General features: G+C 70.1%; 16 protein-coding genes. 9 read left to right on the top strand and 7 right to left on the bottom strand.

Features of this window, described 5'->3' with window-relative positions:
* Positions 1-11 precede the first annotated feature (11 nt).
* Complete coding sequence (otsB, locus tag ABT115_RS05180; RefSeq protein ID WP_351784206.1) at positions 12-890, bottom strand: trehalose-phosphatase; 879 nt, start codon at positions 888-890, stop codon at positions 12-14.
* Positions 891-942: 52 nt separating this feature from the next.
* The gene (locus ABT115_RS05185) at positions 943-1209 is read right to left on the bottom strand and encodes a DUF3263 domain-containing protein (RefSeq protein ID WP_351784208.1); all 267 of its coding nucleotides are present in this window, start codon (positions 1207-1209) and stop codon (positions 943-945) included.
* Between the two features lie 143 nt (positions 1210-1352).
* Between ABT115_RS05185 and ABT115_RS05190 the strand changes: the two genes are divergently transcribed.
* The 4 genes from ABT115_RS05190 (at position 1353) to ABT115_RS05205 (ending at position 5872) form a co-directional block, all read left to right on the top strand.
* Positions 1353-2285 carry an ROK family protein gene (locus ABT115_RS05190; protein WP_351784210.1) on the top strand — a complete coding sequence of 311 codons (933 nt, stop codon included), beginning with the start codon at positions 1353-1355 and terminating at the stop codon, positions 2283-2285.
* Positions 2285-3517 (top strand): N-acetylglucosamine-6-phosphate deacetylase, encoded by a 1233-nt coding sequence (gene nagA / locus ABT115_RS05195; RefSeq protein ID WP_351784212.1) that lies wholly within the window; start codon positions 2285-2287, stop codon positions 3515-3517. Before ABT115_RS05190 ends, nagA begins: the two co-directional genes overlap by 1 nt.
* A gap of 370 nt (positions 3518-3887) precedes the next feature.
* Positions 3888-4868 (top strand): 1-phosphofructokinase family hexose kinase, encoded by a 981-nt coding sequence (locus tag ABT115_RS05200; protein ID WP_351784213.1) that lies wholly within the window; start codon positions 3888-3890, stop codon positions 4866-4868.
* A 152-nt stretch (positions 4869-5020) separates the two neighbouring features.
* Positions 5021-5872 carry a class II fructose-bisphosphate aldolase gene (locus tag ABT115_RS05205; RefSeq protein WP_351784215.1) on the top strand — a complete coding sequence of 284 codons (852 nt, stop codon included), beginning with the start codon at positions 5021-5023 and terminating at the stop codon, positions 5870-5872.
* Between the two features lie 101 nt (positions 5873-5973).
* On the opposite strand, the gene ABT115_RS05210 is transcribed toward ABT115_RS05205, so the two are convergent.
* Positions 5974-6924 (bottom strand): CBM35 domain-containing protein, encoded by a 951-nt coding sequence (locus tag ABT115_RS05210; protein ID WP_351784217.1) that lies wholly within the window; start codon positions 6922-6924, stop codon positions 5974-5976.
* 152 nt (positions 6925-7076) lie between these two features.
* Positions 7077-8720, bottom strand: a complete 1644-nt coding sequence (gene cdgB, locus ABT115_RS05215; protein ID WP_351784219.1) for a diguanylate cyclase CdgB — start codon at positions 8718-8720, stop codon at positions 7077-7079.
* A 367-nt stretch (positions 8721-9087) separates the two neighbouring features.
* On the opposite strand from cdgB, the gene ABT115_RS05220 reads away from it, so the two are divergent.
* A complete protein-coding gene (locus ABT115_RS05220) occupies positions 9088-9594 on the top strand; it encodes a flavin reductase family protein (RefSeq protein ID WP_351784221.1) in 507 nt (168 codons plus the stop codon).
* 143 nt (positions 9595-9737) lie between these two features.
* On the opposite strand, the gene arfB is transcribed toward ABT115_RS05220, so the two are convergent.
* Positions 9738-10172 carry an alternative ribosome rescue aminoacyl-tRNA hydrolase ArfB gene (arfB, locus tag ABT115_RS05225; RefSeq protein ID WP_351784223.1) on the bottom strand — a complete coding sequence of 145 codons (435 nt, stop codon included), beginning with the start codon at positions 10170-10172 and terminating at the stop codon, positions 9738-9740.
* A 206-nt stretch (positions 10173-10378) separates the two neighbouring features.
* Here arfB and ABT115_RS05230 point away from each other — a divergent pair, with 206 nt between their 5' ends.
* The gene (locus ABT115_RS05230; RefSeq protein WP_351784225.1) at positions 10379-10954 is read left to right on the top strand and encodes a TerD family protein; all 576 of its coding nucleotides are present in this window, start codon (positions 10379-10381) and stop codon (positions 10952-10954) included.
* A 284-nt stretch (positions 10955-11238) separates the two neighbouring features.
* Positions 11239-11736, top strand: coding sequence for a hypothetical protein (locus ABT115_RS05235; protein ID WP_351784227.1), 498 nt, complete (start codon positions 11239-11241; stop codon positions 11734-11736).
* Between the two features lie 26 nt (positions 11737-11762).
* Here ABT115_RS05235 and ABT115_RS05240 read toward each other — a convergent pair whose 3' ends face one another.
* A complete protein-coding gene (locus tag ABT115_RS05240) occupies positions 11763-12239 on the bottom strand; it encodes a GNAT family N-acetyltransferase (protein WP_351784229.1) in 477 nt (158 codons plus the stop codon).
* 194 nt (positions 12240-12433) lie between these two features.
* On the opposite strand from ABT115_RS05240, the gene ABT115_RS05245 reads away from it, so the two are divergent.
* Together ABT115_RS05245 and ABT115_RS05250 are read left to right on the top strand one after the other, a co-directional pair.
* Positions 12434-13108, top strand: a complete 675-nt coding sequence (locus tag ABT115_RS05245; protein ID WP_351784231.1) for a rhomboid-like protein — start codon at positions 12434-12436, stop codon at positions 13106-13108.
* A 62-nt stretch (positions 13109-13170) separates the two neighbouring features.
* Positions 13171-14571: an NAD(P)/FAD-dependent oxidoreductase gene (locus ABT115_RS05250; RefSeq protein ID WP_351784233.1), complete on the top strand. Its 1401-nt coding sequence runs from the start codon at positions 13171-13173 to the stop codon at positions 14569-14571.
* Positions 14572-14714: 143 nt separating this feature from the next.
* On the opposite strand, the gene ABT115_RS05255 is transcribed toward ABT115_RS05250, so the two are convergent.
* Positions 14715-15797 carry an AsnC family transcriptional regulator gene (locus tag ABT115_RS05255; RefSeq protein WP_351784235.1) on the bottom strand — a complete coding sequence of 361 codons (1083 nt, stop codon included), beginning with the start codon at positions 15795-15797 and terminating at the stop codon, positions 14715-14717.
* Positions 15798-15873 lie beyond the last annotated feature (76 nt).

Consider the following 15873-nt stretch of genomic DNA (forward strand, 5'->3'; position numbering starts at 1 on the left):
CGGGAGCGGTCTCAGAGCTGCCGCGCCAGGGCCGCCAGGAAGTCGACGACGGCTCCCGGGCCGGTCAGCAGCAGATCCGCCCGATCGGCCAGTTCGGGCACTTCCGCGCTGCCGCTGCAGACCAGCAGGCCCGGGATGCCGTCGGGGCCGTCGGTGCGGAGCTTCTCCACGGCGGCGTACGCGGCGAGGTCGCCCAGGTCGTCGCCCGCGTACAGGACGGACTCGGCGTCCGTCTCCCGTACGTACTGTGCGAGCGCCACACCCTTGTCCACGCCCGGCGGGCGCAACTCCAGTACCAGGCGGCCCGGTTCGACGATCAGGCCGTGCCGGCCGGCGAGCTCGCCGAGGGGGCCGCGCAGGGCCTCGAACGCGGCCTGCGGGTCGGTGGCCCGGCGGGTGTGGACGGCGAGCGACCGGCCCTTCTCCTCGATCCAGGTGCCGTGCCACGAGTCGAACCGGTGGAGCACGCCCGGGAGTTCGGCGCGGACCGCGGCGATACCGGGGTGCGGGGCGGAGGCATGGACGGCACCGGAGGCGGCGTCCCAGCGTTCGGCACCGTAGTGGCCGAGGACGACGAGGTGATCGAGTCCCGGCACTCCGGCGAAGCCGCCGTGCCGGACGGCGACGCCGGCCGGGCGGCCGGTGATCACGGCGACGGAGGCCACCTTCGGGGCGAGCGCGACGAGCGCGTCGACGGCGCCGGGGTAGGCGCGGGCCTGTTCCGGGTCCGGGACGATGTCGGCGAGCGTCCCGTCGAAATCGAGCGCGACGACGGCACGGTCGGGGCGCGCGAGGATTGCAGCGAGGGCTTCTCGGCCGGGCGGGGTGGTGGGGGCCGGGAGCTCGGCCGGGGTCTCGCTCGACGCGGGTACGTGCGGGTTGCTGCCCATGTGTCGAGCCTATAGGCGTACCGCCGGACACAACCATGGGCGGGTGCCGGTTTCAGCGGCGCTCGCGCCTCGCATCCCGTACCCGGCGCAGGCGGTTCACCGTCACCGGGTCCGCCTCCAGCGCGCGGCGGTCGTCGAGCAGCACGTTCAGCAGCTGGTAGTAGCGCGTGGGCGAGATGCCGAGTTGTTCGCGGATCGCGCGCTCCTTCGCCCCGGGCCCGGCCCACGACTGCCGTTCGACGGCGAGCACGGCACGGTCCCTGTCGGAGAGGCCGATGGGGCCGTCCGTGTCGTCGGGGCCATTCGGGTGGGTGGTCATATCAGCCAACCTATCGCCCGGCCGGAGAGCCGCCACCCGTCATTCCGCGTCCTGCGCCGCCCTCACGTCCGAGGCGGTTGCCGTCACCACAAACCGGGATAGTGGACTAGACCTTTTCAGTTCCTCGGGCGAGACTGTTTCCCGTGAAACACGTCATCGCCCTCGATGTGGGCGGCACCGGAATGAAGGCCGCACTGGTCGGGGCCGACGGCGCCCTCCTGCATGAGGCGCGGCGGGCGACCGGCAGAGAGCGCGGCCCCGACGCCGTCGTGGAGTCGATCCTCACCTTCGCCGCAGACCTGCGGGCGTACGGTGAGGAGCACCTCGGCGAAGGCGCTGTCGCGGCCGGTGTCGCCGTGCCCGGCATCATCGACGCCGAGAACGGGATCGCGGTCTACGCCTCGAACCTGGGCTGGCGCGACGTACCCATGCGGGAACTGCTCGGCGAGCGGCTCGGCGGTGTCCCCGTCGCGCTGGGCCACGATGTGCGCACCGGCGGGCTCGCCGAGGGCCGGATCGGCGCGGGCAAGGGCGCCGACCGCTTCCTCTTCGTACCGCTGGGCACCGGGATCGCCGGGGCCATCGGCATCGCGGGCACCATCGAGTCCGGCGCGCACGGGTGCGCGGGCGAGATCGGCCACATCGTGGTCCGGCCGGACGGCCCGGACTGCCGCTGCGGTCAGCGCGGCTGTCTGGAGACCCTGGCGTCCGCCTCCGCGGTGACCCGGGCCTGGGCCGCCGCGTCCGGCGATCCGGCGGCGCACGCGGCGGACTGCGCGAAAGCCGTGGCGTCGGGCGACCCGGCGGCCGTGGAGGTCTGGCGGAACGCGGTCGACGCGCTCGCCGCCGGGCTGGTCACCGCGCTGACACTGCTCGACCCCCGCACACTCATCATCGGTGGCGGTCTCGCCGAGGCCGGGGAAACCTTGTTCACACCACTGCGTGCGGCCGTCAAGGAACGTGTCACGTTCCAGAAACTGCCCCACATCGTCCCTGCGGCCCTCGGGGACGCCGCCGGATGCCTGGGCGCAGGGCTGCTCGCCTGGGATCTTCTCTCCACGGAGGTATCCGCCTGATGGCCGGACGCGCAGACAGCACAGTTCTCGCAGGTGCCCGGGTGGTGCTTCCCACCGGAACCATCGAGAACGGCCGGGTGATCATCGAGGGCACCCGGATCGTCGGCAGCGCGGCGGAGGACACAGGCACCCCGTGGAAACCACCCACCGACGGCAACCCCACACACACCCCGGCCGCGTCCACACCGTGTCCGGATGCCACCCGGATCGTCGACCTGAGCGGCCACTGGGTGGTCCCGGGCTTCGTCGACATGCACAACCACGGCGGCGGCGGCGCGTCCTTCACCTCCGGCACCGTCGACGATGTCCTCACCGGCATCCGCACCCACCGCGAGCACGGCACCACCACGCTGGTCGCCTCCACCGTCACCGGCGAGATGGACTTCCTCGCCCAGCGGGCCGGTGTCCTCTCCGAGCTGGTCGAGCAGGGCGACCTGGCCGGTGTCCACTTCGAGGGGCCGTTCATCTCGCCGTGCCGCAAGGGCGCGCACAGTGAGAATCTGCTGCGCCACCCGGACCCGGCCGAGGTCCGCAAGCTGATGGACGCGGCACGCGGCACCGCGAAGATGTTCACGCTCGCCACCGAACTCCCGGGCGGCATCGAGTCGGTTCGACTCCTCGCCGAGCACGGGGTGATCGCCGCGATCGGGCACACCGACGCGACGTACGAGCAGACCGTCGAGGCGATCGACGCGGGCGCCACCGTCGCCACGCACCTCTACAACGCGATGCCCGGCTTCGCCCACCGCGCGCCCGGCCCGATCGCCGCCCTGCTGGAGGACGAGCGGATCACCGTCGAGCTGATCAACGACGGTACGCATCTGCACCCCGCCGCCCTGGAGCTGGCCTACCATCACGCGGGCGCCCACCGCGTCGCACTGATCACCGACGCCATGGACGCGGCCGGCTTCGGCGACGGCCGGTACCAGCTCGGCCCGCTCGCGGTCGAGGTCAAGGACGGCGTCGCGCGGCTGGTCGAGGGCAACTCGATCGCGGGCTCCACGCTCACCCTGGACGTCGCGTTCCACCGGGCCGTGACCATCGACAGGATTCCGGTCGGCGATGTCGTCCAGTCCATCTCCGCCAACCCGGCACGGCTGCTCGGCGTGTACGACAAGGTCGGCTCGCTGGAGCCGGGCAAGGACGCGGACCTGGTGGTCCTGGACGCGGACTTCACGCTCAAGGGCGTCATGCGCAAGGGCCAATGGATCATCGATCCCCGGATCGGCTGATCCGGCCCGTTAGAGGTCGCGCACATAGGTGGGGTGGAGGAAGGAGCGGGGCGAGGGGCAAGCCGGGCAAGGCGGAGGAGGGAGGCGGATGGGATCTCCCCTGCTCGAGCGCAGCTGAGAGCTTGGGGAAGGAGCGTCGTCGACCGACGACAACGCCGCCAGGCGCCGCCCATCGGCACGCGACGCCGCCCCACCTATGTGCGCGACCTCTTATTGACGGCGAGTCGAGTACGTAACGAAGAGACGGCGGTTGGTCCGGAGATCTGGGCCGATCGCCGCCTCTTTGACATGATCACCTGGGAAAGAGGCAGAGAAAGCGCATTCCGTCCAAGGATTCGCGCTCCAGAGCAGGATCGAGGGGGCGGCCGCGGTGATCCTCACGGTCACACTGAATACGGCACTCGACCTGACGTACGGCGTCCCGGAACTCGTCCCGCACGCCAGCCACCGCGTCAGCGACAAGTCCGAGCGGCCCGGTGGCAAGGGCCTCAACGTGGCCCGGGTGCTCTGTGCCCTCGGGCACGAAACGGCGGTCACCGGCTTCGCCGGAGGCTCCACCGGAGCCGTGGTGCGCGAGCTGCTGGCAGGCCTGTCGCGGCAAAACGCGGACACGAAGGCCAAAAACGGTGCCACACCCGCCGCCGCGCCGATCACCGACGCCCTCGTCACCGTCGCCGGGAACACCCGTCGCACGATCGCCGTCGTCGACCGTGCCACCGGCGACACCACCCAGCTCAACGAACCCGGCCCGCTCGTCACCACCGACGAGTGGACCGCCCTCATAGGCCGGTACGAGGAGCTCCTCACCGGGGCCGACGCCGTCGCCCTCTGCGGCAGCCTGCCGCCGGGCATCCACGTCGGCGCCTACGCCGAACTGGTCCGCCTGGCCCGCACCGCCGGCGTCCCCGTGCTCCTGGACACCAGCGGCGAACCGCTGCGCCGCGGCATCGCCGCCCGCCCCGATCTGATAAAGCCCAACGCCGACGAGCTCGCCCAGCTCACCGGCTCCCGCGAACCCCTGCGCGCCACCCGCGACGCCCGCCGCCGCGGCGCGCACGGGGTCATCGCGTCCCTGGGCCCGGACGGCATGCTGGCCTCCACCCCCGATGGCATCTGGCGAGCGTCCCCGCCCGCCAAGGTCCTGGGCAATCCGACCGGTGCGGGCGACTCCGCGGTGGCCGGGCTGCTGTCCGGCCTCGTCGAAGGCCTGAGCTGGCCGGACCGGCTGCGGCGGGCGGTGGCACTGTCGACGGCGACCGTGCTCTCCCCGACAGCCGGTGAGTTCGACCGTGCGGCGTACGAGGAGCTGCTGCCGCGCGTCGGCGTCGAGGAACACACAATCGCGGCCTGAGAGCCTGTCGGTTGACCACCGAATTTCGGCAACGCCGAAAGCGTGCGTGCCAGGCCGTGGCCGCCCGATCAGAGGTCGCCCGACAGGATCTGAGGCCGCGCCAGCCCCCGAACCCGCGTTCGGCTGGTTCGAAGAAGCAGCAAGAGGTCAGCATGCCGCTCGTCAGCACCGGTGAACTCGTCTCCGCCGCCCAAACCGAGGGACGCGGGATCGCCGCCTTCAATGTCATCACGCTGGAGCACGCGGAAGCCATCGCGGCCGGCGCGGAGCGGGCCGGAGCGCCCGCCATTCTGCAGATTTCCGAGAACGCCGTGAAGTTCCACGGCGGACGGCTCTGTGCCATCGCCGCCGCAGCCGCCGCCGCCGCCCGTACCTGTGGCGCCCCCCTCGCGCTCCACCTCGACCATGTCGAGTCCGTGGAGCTGCTGCACCAGGCGCACACGGAAGGCTTCAGCTCGGTGATGTTCGACGCCTCCAAGCTTTCGTACGAGGAGAACGTGCGGGCCACGGCCGAGGCCGTGGCCTGGGGCCATGAGCGTGGCATCTGGATCGAGGCCGAACTCGGCAAGGTCGGCGGCAAGGAGGGCGAGGCCCCGCTCGACGCCCACGCCCCCGGTGTCCGTACCGACCCGGCCGAGGCCGCCGCGTACGTACGCGACACCGGGGTGGACGCGCTGGCCGTCGCGGTCGGCTCCTCGCACGCCATGACCGAGCGCACCGCCGCCCTGGACCACGCCCTGATCGGCCGGCTGCGCGACACCGTCCCGGTCCCGCTGGTGCTGCACGGCTCCAGCGGCGTCCCGGACGACGAGATCCGCCGGGCCGTCACCTCCTCCGGCATGGTCAAGATCAACGTGGGTACGGCGCTGAACACGGCGTTCACCGGCGCGGTACGGGCGTACCTGGCCGAGAACACCACGGGCGTGGACCCGCGCAAGTACATCGCACCGGGCCGCGAGGCGATGGCCGCGACGGTGGCGGGGTTCCTCGCGCTGATGGGCTGACCGCGGCACGCAGCGCGTTGCGCGCGCCGAACAAAACACAAACGCGGCCTCTCCCCGGTTCGGACACCAGGAGAGGCCGCAAAGTGTTCGCCCTCAATGGGCTAACCGTTCTCAGGGGTGACTTCCAGCCAATCCAGGATCACGTCGCACTGATTCCCTTCCTGGCACGAGATGCTGATCTCGTTCTCACCCTTGTTCAGGTCGACCGGTGCCCAGGTGGTCTGCCAGTTCTTTTCCCAGTCCGAGTCGGACGAGTGGATGAAGTTCTTGAGGCCGATGGGCTGCGGATTCGGCTTCCCGTTCACCGTCAGCGTTGCATTGGCGTCCTTGGCGGGAATCGCATAACGCACCGTCAAGCGGTACTTGCCTTCCTCCTCCATCGCTGCCTTCCACGTCACCGATGAGCCAACCTCGTTGAAGCCCGTGACGTATGAGCCGTTCGGGCCTTCCGCGCCCTTGATCGTGTTGTCCAGCTGGGCCGTGCCGCCGAGCTTCAGCGTCGCCGCGTCCTGCTTGGGAAGCTCGGCCGGGGCCTTCGAACTCTCGGACGGCTCGACCTTCGGGGACTCCTCGACCTGGCTACTGGGGCTGGCGGAGGGGGTCGCCTCGTCCTTCTTCTCTTCCTTGTTGTCGTCGCTCGTGATCAGTGCGGCGCCGATACCGATGAGCACGACCAGGACCACCGCGACCGCACCGATCAGCAGGCCCTTGGTGTTAGGGCCGCCCTTGCCGGGACCGCCGGTGCGGCCGCGGCCGCCCTGCTGCGGGACATGCGCCGAGGGAGCGCTGGGGTGTGTCGCCGGGGCGGCGTACTGCGCGTTCGGCTGGCCGTACGGCTGCTGGTGCGGCACCTGCTGCCCGTACTGGCGCTCTCCGACGGCCCGCACCTGGTTGTACGAGGTCCGGGGCACGCCGGGCTGCGTGGCCGCGGGAGGGTAGCCGTAGCCGCCCTGCCGTGGCGGCTGGGCGCCTGCTGCCTGTCCGTCCTCGTACAGGTAGCCGAACGGATCGTCGTCCTCGGGCGTGTTTGCGCCGTTGTTCCCGGCCGTCATCCCTGGGTCACTCCTCACCATGTCGCCAGCCGTCGCCGAATTTCGCCAGCCGTGGCCGACCGGCCGAGCCTACCTTGAACGACCCGCACCAAGAATTGCCGTCGCACGTCCTGGAACCGCGGTGTGATGCGGGAACAGCCCTGTCGTAAACGTCAGCCGGCCCTGCGGTGAACCTTCGACCGGGACCGCTTCTCCACGTACATCCGCTGGTCGGCGGAGCGCAGTACCTCTTCGGCGGTCATGCCGCAGGCGGCCCAGCCGATACCGAAGCTCGCCCCGACGCGCACCGCCCGGCCGTCGACCCGAATGGGCGGAATGATGGCGTTACGGAGGCGTACGGCCAGGTCCGCGGCGTCTGCGGCGCCGAGTCCGTCGGCGAGAACGACGAACTCGTCACCCCCGAGGCGGGCGACCGTGTCGCCGTCACGGACGCAGGCGCTGAGACGGCGGGCGACCTCGATCAGCACGGCATCACCGGTGTGGTGGCCGAAGCGGTCGTTGATCGACTTGAAGCCGTCGAGGTCGCAGAAGAGGACCGCGAGGCCCTTCGCCCCGTCGTCGTTCTCGGTGTCCGGCGCAACGGAATGCACATGGTGGTCGTATGGGCCGTCGGGTGCCGAGTCCACGTCGTAGCCATGTGTCCGCGCGTCCGGGTCGCCGACGTCGCCATACGCCGCGTCCAGCGTCTCCACCGGGGTGGTGGCCGCCGAGTGCGGGCGCTCGCAGAGCCGGGAGCTGAGCCGGGAGCGCAGCTCTGCGCTGTTGGGCAGACCGGTGAGCGCATCGTGCGAGGCGCGGTGCGCGAGATGCAGCTCGTGGCGCTTGCGCTCCTCTATGTCCTCGACATGGGTGAGCAGGAAGCGCGGGCCGTCCGCGGTGTCGGCGACGACGGAGTTGCGCAGCGAGACCCAGAGATAGGCGCCGTCCCGCCGCCCGAGCCGCAGCTCGGCGCGGCCGCCCTCGGCGGAGGTGCGCAGCAGGGTGCCGATGTCCTCGGGGTGGACGAGGTCGGCGAAGGAGTAGCGGCGCAGGACGGACGCGGGGCGGCCGAGCAGCCGGCACAGGGCGTCGTTGGTGCGCAGCAGCCTGCCGTGCTGGTCGCCGCCCATCTCGGCGATGGCCATGCCACTGGGGGCGTACTCGAAGGCCTGGCGGAAAGACTCCTCGCTGGCCCGAAGCGCCTGCTGTTCACGCTCCAAACGGACCAGGGCGCGTTGCATGTTCGCTCTCAGCCGGGCGTTGCTGATCGCAATGGCCGCCTGTGATGCGTACATCTGGAGGGCCTCACGGCCCCAGGCGCCGGGGCGGCGGCCGTTGCGCGGGCGGTCGACGGATATGACACCCAGAAGATCGAGACCGCCGCCGGACGCGTACATAGGGGCGTAGAGCCGGTCCTCGGGGTGCCACTCGTCCTCGAAGCGGGGTTCGGGGCCCTCGGTGTGCCACTGCGGTACGTCGTCGTCGAGGAGGACCCAGCCGTCAGTGTGGGGAATGAAGCGGAGCTCGTCCCAGGGCTCACCCATCGAAAGCCTGCGCTCCCAGGAGCTGCGCGAGCCCACACGGCCGGTGATCAGGGCTTCTGCGGCGCTATTGCCGGCGAAGGCGGCGACGACGAGATCGCCGTCGGGGCGGACCAGGTTCACGCAGGCCAGCTCGTAGCCGAGACCGGCGACGATTCCGTCGGCCACGGTCTGCAGCGTGTCGGCCAGGCTCCGCGCCGTATTGAGATCGGCCACGGCCTGGTGCAGCTGCCGCATCGTCGCAAGACGGACGTACGGCTCCGACTCGGCCTCCATTGCTCGCACTCCCCGAGACCTCGACAGCACTCCAGGTTTTATCGGCGTACCTGCTTCAGTGTCACGGCCACTGAATCACACTGAGCTGCGCAGTCGGTACACAGGGTCAGCAAATATTGCCCTCTGTGACTCAAGTCACAACAGATGATGAAAGGGTTCGAGCTCACTGCGGATGTGGCCCGTCCTTTCCCTGAACGCACATCCGGGCGGTGCGGCGCCTGACCACCGCCGCGATGGGCCGCGGGTCCTAGGACCCGGCTGGTCCCCTGGCCCGATGCGACGGCACACCGTCCGCGGCTAGCGTGCATACGTGTTGCAGACGAAACTCCCCGCCCCGCCTTACGAGCCCATCCCCCATGCTGAGGGGGTGAGCAACGATGAGTTCCGAGGCGCCCTCTCCCGGCTGGCCGCCGGAGTCGTGCTGATCACCGCCGAGGAGCCGCCGCTCGACGAGAACGGGCGCGGTGAGGACGTCGGGATGACGGCGACCGCCTTCATGTCGGTGTCGCTGGACCCCCCACTGGTCATGGTCAGCCTGCGCAACGGCTCACGGATGGACGATCTGCTGTCGGAGCAGCCGCTGTGGGCGGTCTCCGTGCTCGCCGAGAGCCAGCGGCACATCGCCGGACGGTTCGCGATGAGGGGCCGGATCAGCGACCGGCTGCTGTTCGAGGACATCCCATATACAAGGGGAGAGTTCAGCCATGCACCACTGGTCGGAGGCGCGCTGGCCACGCTGGAGTGCCGCACCGAACAGCGAGTCCTGGCAGGCGACCACACGCTGGTGATCGGCCGGGTGCTGAGCGCGGCCCTGCCGAGCGGGGACGGATCGCCGCTGACGTACTTCCGGGGGCGGTACCGGCAGCTGGGGTGAGGGGGCGGCATCACGCAGTTGGCGGTGAACGGGGCCCGGCGTCGCACGGGCGCGGTGCATCGCACGGGCGCTGTCCGTCGTACGGGCCTGGCTGTCGTCCGGTCACGCGGGAGGCGGGGCGCGCGCGGATCGGGCAGGCGCGGCTACCAGTCGCGGCCGGAGCGGCCGCGCTTCGTCTCGCCGCGCTGCTTCTTCTCGCGCAGGCGGCGTTCGTTGATGCCTCGCGGAATCCTGGTCTTGCGGCGTGGCCTGGGGGGCGGCGCCGTGGCCTCGGCCAGCAGGGACGCGAGCCGCACGAGAGCCGTCTCACGGTTGCGCCACTGGGAGCGGTGCTCGGACGCCCGTACCGTGATCACCCCGCCCACGAGCCTGCTCTCCAAACGCTGGAGCGCCCGCTCCTTCCACACCTCGGGAAGCGACTCGGTCGCCACGAGGTCGAAGCGGAGCTCCACCTGGGAGTCGCTGGTGTTGACGTGCTGCCCGCCGGGCCCGGAGGACCGCGAGAAACGCCACATGAGCTCGGCCTCCGGCAGAGAGACCGAACCACGGATGACATAGGGCCCGGACATGACACCCATGTTCCCTGGCCCACAGGGCGTTCGTCACCTTCTTTTGTCGTACGAACCCTACGGCCTCGCCCACGATTGGCCGCCGAACCGACCGGGGGCTTCGGTAAAGAAAGTAAAGCGAGCAGGAACCTCCTGGCCCCCCGCCCACGTTATGACCTGTAACGGCAGCTTCGTGATGGCATGAAGCCCGCAAGCGACAATGAAAGGGTCTTCCCATGGCTGTAAGCCTGTCCAAGGGCGGCAACGTCTCCCTCACCAAGGAGGCCCCGGGCCTGACCGCCGTCACAGTCGGCCTCGGCTGGGACGTCCGCTCCACCACCGGCACCGACTTCGACCTCGACGCCTCGGCGATCGCGGTCAACGCGGGCGGCAAGGTCGTCTCCGACGGCCACTTCGTCTTCTTCAACAACAAGTCGACACCGGACCAGACCATCGTCCACACCGGTGACAACCTCACGGGCCAGGGCGAGGGCGACGACGAGCAGATCAACGTCAACCTGGCAGGCCTGCCGGCCGACGTCGACAAGATCGTCTTCCCGGTCTCGATCTACGACGCCGAGACCCGCAGCCAGAACTTCGGCCAGGTGCGCAACGCGTTCATCCGCATCATCAACCAGGCCGGCGGCACCGAGATCGCGCGTTACGACCTGAGCGAGGACGCCGCCACCGAGACGGCCATGGTCTTCGGCGAGCTCTACCGCAACGGCGCGGAGTGGAAGTTCCGCGCGGTCGGCCAGGGTTACGCCTCGGGCCTGCGCGGCATCGCGCAGGACTTCGGCGTCAACATCTGACGCAAGAGCTCATCACGCGGAAGCCCCCTGCCGTCCGAATTCCCTGACAGCCGGGGGTTTCCGCGTGCGCACCGACCGGGTTTGAGCTCCCCGCCCGCGCTCATCCGTGTCGTGGCCCGGATGTGCAAGCCGCGGCCCACCCCCCAGAGTCCGCAGCACGCTCAGAGCCCGCTCCTTCGCAATGCCCTCTTCACGCCCCTCTGCCGGTTCTTCCCTTTGATCACCTGATCCGGTAACCGACCGCCACGGCGTTGACGCACGCGCGGGCATGACACCATCGAACCGTGCTCGACATCGGCTACTCCCTCTCCCGACGCTTCCCCGATCCCCCGCAGACCGACTACCGCCACGCGGACGTCCACGCCCTGCGGCACGATCTCTTCTCCGGGGACGTCTACCTCGCGGACACCAAGGCGGACCGCGAGGTGTCCACAGCCTGGGGATGGGTGCCGGTGCTCGACTTCGCGTGGGCGCTGTGCGACATCGTCGAGCAGATCGACCAGGATCCGCGCGGCAACCGCTCGCACCGGCGGCAGTTCGCCGAGCTGGACTTCACGGAGTCGTCCGACCGGATGCTCTTCGAGCGCCGCTTCGGCTGGGTGGACATCGAGGCCGACTGGATGGCCGGCGACGAGCCCCCGCTCACCTTCAGCCATTCGCTGCTGCGCCGCGAGGCCCGCGACTTCCTGCATGATTTGATCGCCGACCTCGCCGACATGCACGAGGGGCTCGCCGACAACCCCGTGATCTGGGACCTCCAGACCCGCTTCCCCCGTACCTGAATCCGGCCCGGTCCCGGTATCAGGACCTACCGGCCACCGAGCTTCGACAAGGCCCCGTCCGTCAGCCGGTACACCGTCCACTCCTCCTGCGGCCGCGCACCCAGCGACTCGTAGAACGCGATGGACGGGGTGTTCCAGTTCAGCACCGACCACTCCAGGCGCTCGTAGCCGCGCTCCACACATATCCGCGCCAGCTCCGTCAGCAACGCCTTCCCGTACCCGCCGCCGCGCCGCTGCGGACGTACGTACAGATCCTCCAGGTAGATGCCGTGCACCCCGCGCCACGTGGAGAAGTTCAGGAACCACAGTGCGAAGCCGACGACCTCGCCGTCGTCGTCCGACTCGGCGATGTGCGCATACGCGGCGGGCCGCTCGCCGAACAGCGCCTCGTGCAGCTGCTCCTCGGTGGCGTTCGCCTCGTGCAGGACCTTCTCGTAGTCGGCCAGCTCACGGATCATGGCGTGGATGACGGGAACATCGGCAGGGGTAGCGGTGCGAATCATGAGGGCAGCGTAGGACCGACCGACAAATGGGTGCGTCGCGGGGCTGAGCACGGGCTCGTACCCCGCTGGCCCCGCCCCCGGCAGCTCCGCGCGAAGGGCCCGCACTGCCGCCCCGTTGACTTGGACCGGGTGTCGATCAGCTCGTCCGGAATGTCAATCACCCGGACGGTCGCGGAGCCGTGCATCAATCGGATATGACTCCGAGCAGCCCCGCCCCGCCCACCCGGCCGCGCACCCGCGCCGGCGCATGGATTCGCAGCGTCGGCTCATGGATCCGCAGCGCACCCGGCACCTACATCTGGCTGACCGCGCTCTTCGTCACCACCGTCATCGTCCACCAGCTGTCACCGGACTTCGAAGAGGACTTCCTGCGCCAGCGCTCGACCAACATCCACGAACTCTCCCAGGACCCCGTACGCGTACTGATCAGCAGCGCGTTCTGGATCGACGGCGGCCACTGGATTCCGTACGCCGTCCTCTACACCGTCTTTCACGCCCCTGCCGAACGCTGGCTCGGCACCTTGCGCTGGCTCGCCGTCGCCATCGCGGCCCATGCCCTCGCCACCCTTGTCAGCGAAGGCGTCCTGGCCTGGGCCGTCCGACACGGACACGCACCGCCGGCCGCCGCCAACACGCTCGATATCGGCGTCAGTTACGCGCTCGCGGGCGTCATCGCGGTCCTCACGTACCGTATCCCCGCGCCCTGGCGGTACGTGTACCTCTTCGCCGTGCTCGTCTTCTACGGCATCCCGCTCATCGCCGGCCGCACCTTCACCGACCTCGGCCACTTCACCTCCGTACTCATCGGCCTCGCCTGCTACCCACTGACCCGGTCCCGGCACAGGACGAAATCCCCTCCGGCGCAGTAACGTCCCGCCCCAGAGAAGTACGACCTCACGCAAGGCTTCACACCGGACAAAGCAGGGGCAACATGAGCACCGTCAGCACCGTCAACGGCGGCATATCGTTCTGGTACGCGGACCAAGGCACCCCCACTCCCCGGGAACCCCTGCCCGGCGACGCCACCGCCGACATCTGCATCGTCGGCGGCGGATACACCGGACTGTGGACCGCCTACTACCTCAAGAAGGCCGTCCCCTTCCTCAACATCACCGTCCTCGAAGCCAAGTTCTGCGGCTACGGCGCCTCCGGGCGCAACGGCGGCTGGCTGTACAACGGCATCGCAGGCCGCGACCGCTACGCCAAGCTCCACGGCCACGAAGCCGCCGTCCGCCTCCAGCAGGCGATGAACAACACGGTCGACGAGGTCGTCCGCGTGGCCGCCGAGGAGAACATCGACGCCGACATCCACCAGGGCGGTGTCCTCGAAGTCGCCTACACCCCCGCCCAGCTGGCCCGGCTCAAGGACTTCCACTCCGTCGAGATCGCCTTCGGCGAGAAGGACCGCGTCCTGCACGGTGCCCGTGAGACCGGCGAGCGCATCAACGTCACCGGAGCCGTCGGTTCCACCTGGACCCCGCACGGCGCCCGCCTGCACCCGGTCAAACTCGTCAAGGGCCTCGCCGCGACCGTCGAGGCGCTCGGCGTCACCATCCACGAGTCGACGCCGGTCACCGAGATCAAGCCCAAGCACGCCCACACTCCGTACGGCACCGTCCGCGCCCCGTACATACTGCGCTGCACCGAGGGCTTCACCGCGAACCTCAAGGGCCTCAGGCGCACCTGGCTCCCCATGAACTCCTCGATGATCGCCACCGAGCCGCTCCCCCGGTCCGTGTGGGACACCATCGGCTGGGACGGCCGCGAAACCCTCGGCGACATGGCCCACGCCTACATGTACGCCCAGCGCACCGCGGACGACCGCATCGCACTCGGCGGCCGCGGCGTGCCGTACCGCTACGGCTCCGGCACGGACAACGACGGCCGCACCCAGCCCGCCACCATCGAGGCCCTCCGCGACATCCTCGTCCGCCTCTTCCCCACCACCGGGGGCGCCCGCATCGACCACGCCTGGTCCGGGGTCCTCGGCGTCCCCCGCGACTGGTGCGCCACCGTCACCCTCGACCGCTCCACCGGCCTCGGCTGGGCCGGCGGCTACGTCGGTTCCGGCGTGGCCACCACCAACCTCGCCGCCCGTACCCTGCGCGACCTGATCCAGCAGGACTCCGGCCAGTCCGGCCCCACGGAACTGACCACGCTGCCCTGGGTCAATCACCGGGTCCGCCGCTGGGAGCCGGAGCCCTTCCGCTGGCTCGGCGTCCACGGCATGTACGCCGCCTACCGGGCCGCCGACCGCCGCGAACTCACGTCGCCCCGCCTTGGCACGGACCCCATCGCGAGGGCTGCGGACCGGCTGTCAGGGCGGCACTGAGCAGACGGACGGACAGGCACCTGCCACCGGGTGGTGGCAGGTGCCCGTGGCCGGTCCGCCCCGTTCAGCGGCCGGCCGCTGAGCGCCCCGGCGCGAACACTGGCGGCCCGGTGCCCGAGGTGTTCCACGTCATCCTTCCGCCGTCACTCCTGGTACTCGTCCGGGTCCGCCGACGGGATACGGGTGTCCTTCGGGCACCACGGGTCGATGGGGGCGCACTCCCTGCGCCGCCCGAGATCGTCCAGAATCCAGCCGAGCCGTTTCACCGTACGCAGCACGACGGCGTGCTCGACGATTTCGAATTCGGGCAGAGCGGCGGTGATCCGGTCCTCCAGATCGTGCGCGCCGGCGGTGGAACGCAGCCAGGCGGATACCCGGAAGTTGGTGCCGCCGCTGGTGGCGACCAGCAGGCGGATCTCGGGCATGCGGGCCAGTCGCTCGCTGACGCGCTTGCGGTCGCCCGAAGGGACCCGGCCCCAAAGAAGCGTCGTCACCGGCCAGCCCGTGAGGTGTTGGGAGATCTCGCAGCGGAAGGAGATCGCCCCCGTGTGCTCCAGCCGGGACAGCCTGCGGCGGGTCGCCGTGTGACTGGCGCCGGTGCGTTCGGCGAGCTCGGTGACCGGCAGTCTGCCGTCCGGAGCCAGTGCCAGCAGGAGCGTGCGGTCGGCAGGTGACAACCACCCGGTGCTCGCGGGCCGGCTCGGCGCAGCCGCGGGTTGCAGGCGCTCGCGCTGGTTGCGGGACAGGGCGTCCAGCCGCCAGGCGCTTCCGGAGATATAGGTGTGCGTGCTGATCTGCACATCGACCTTCACCACCCCGGGGAGGCAACTGACCTGGTCCAGGACGAAGCGCGACAGTGCCTGCAGATCGCTGGTGATGACGTTGACATGCAGATCACGGCCGCTGGCGACCTCCATCACCGATTTGGTTCTCGGATCGCGGGCCAGTGCGAGTGCCACCCGGCCGCGCTGTGCCGGATGGCACTGAATGTCGAGAAAGGCATCACACAGCGAGCGCCACAGGCTGGAACCGCCGGTCGCGGTGACCCATGCCTGTCCCGTGGAGGCCAGCCGCCGCCAGCGTCGGGCCGCCGTGGCGGCGCTGACCCCCAGGACGTCGCCGAGCGTGGCCCATGAGGCGCGCGGCGCGATCTGCAGACAGTTGGCGAGCGCGAGGTCGGCCTCCTCCAAGCGGCTGTCCGGGAGCGAGTCGGCGAAATCGTGCATGCAGGGCCTCCAGAAAGCGATTTTCGAAGATTTTCGGCCCTACTGGCCAGAAATGCACACGATGATGCAGCGCGGT

Origin of the sequence: Streptomyces sp. NPDC001832, from assembly GCF_040297265.1 — a bacterium.
Classification (GTDB): Bacteria; Actinomycetota; Actinomycetes; order Streptomycetales; family Streptomycetaceae; genus Streptomyces.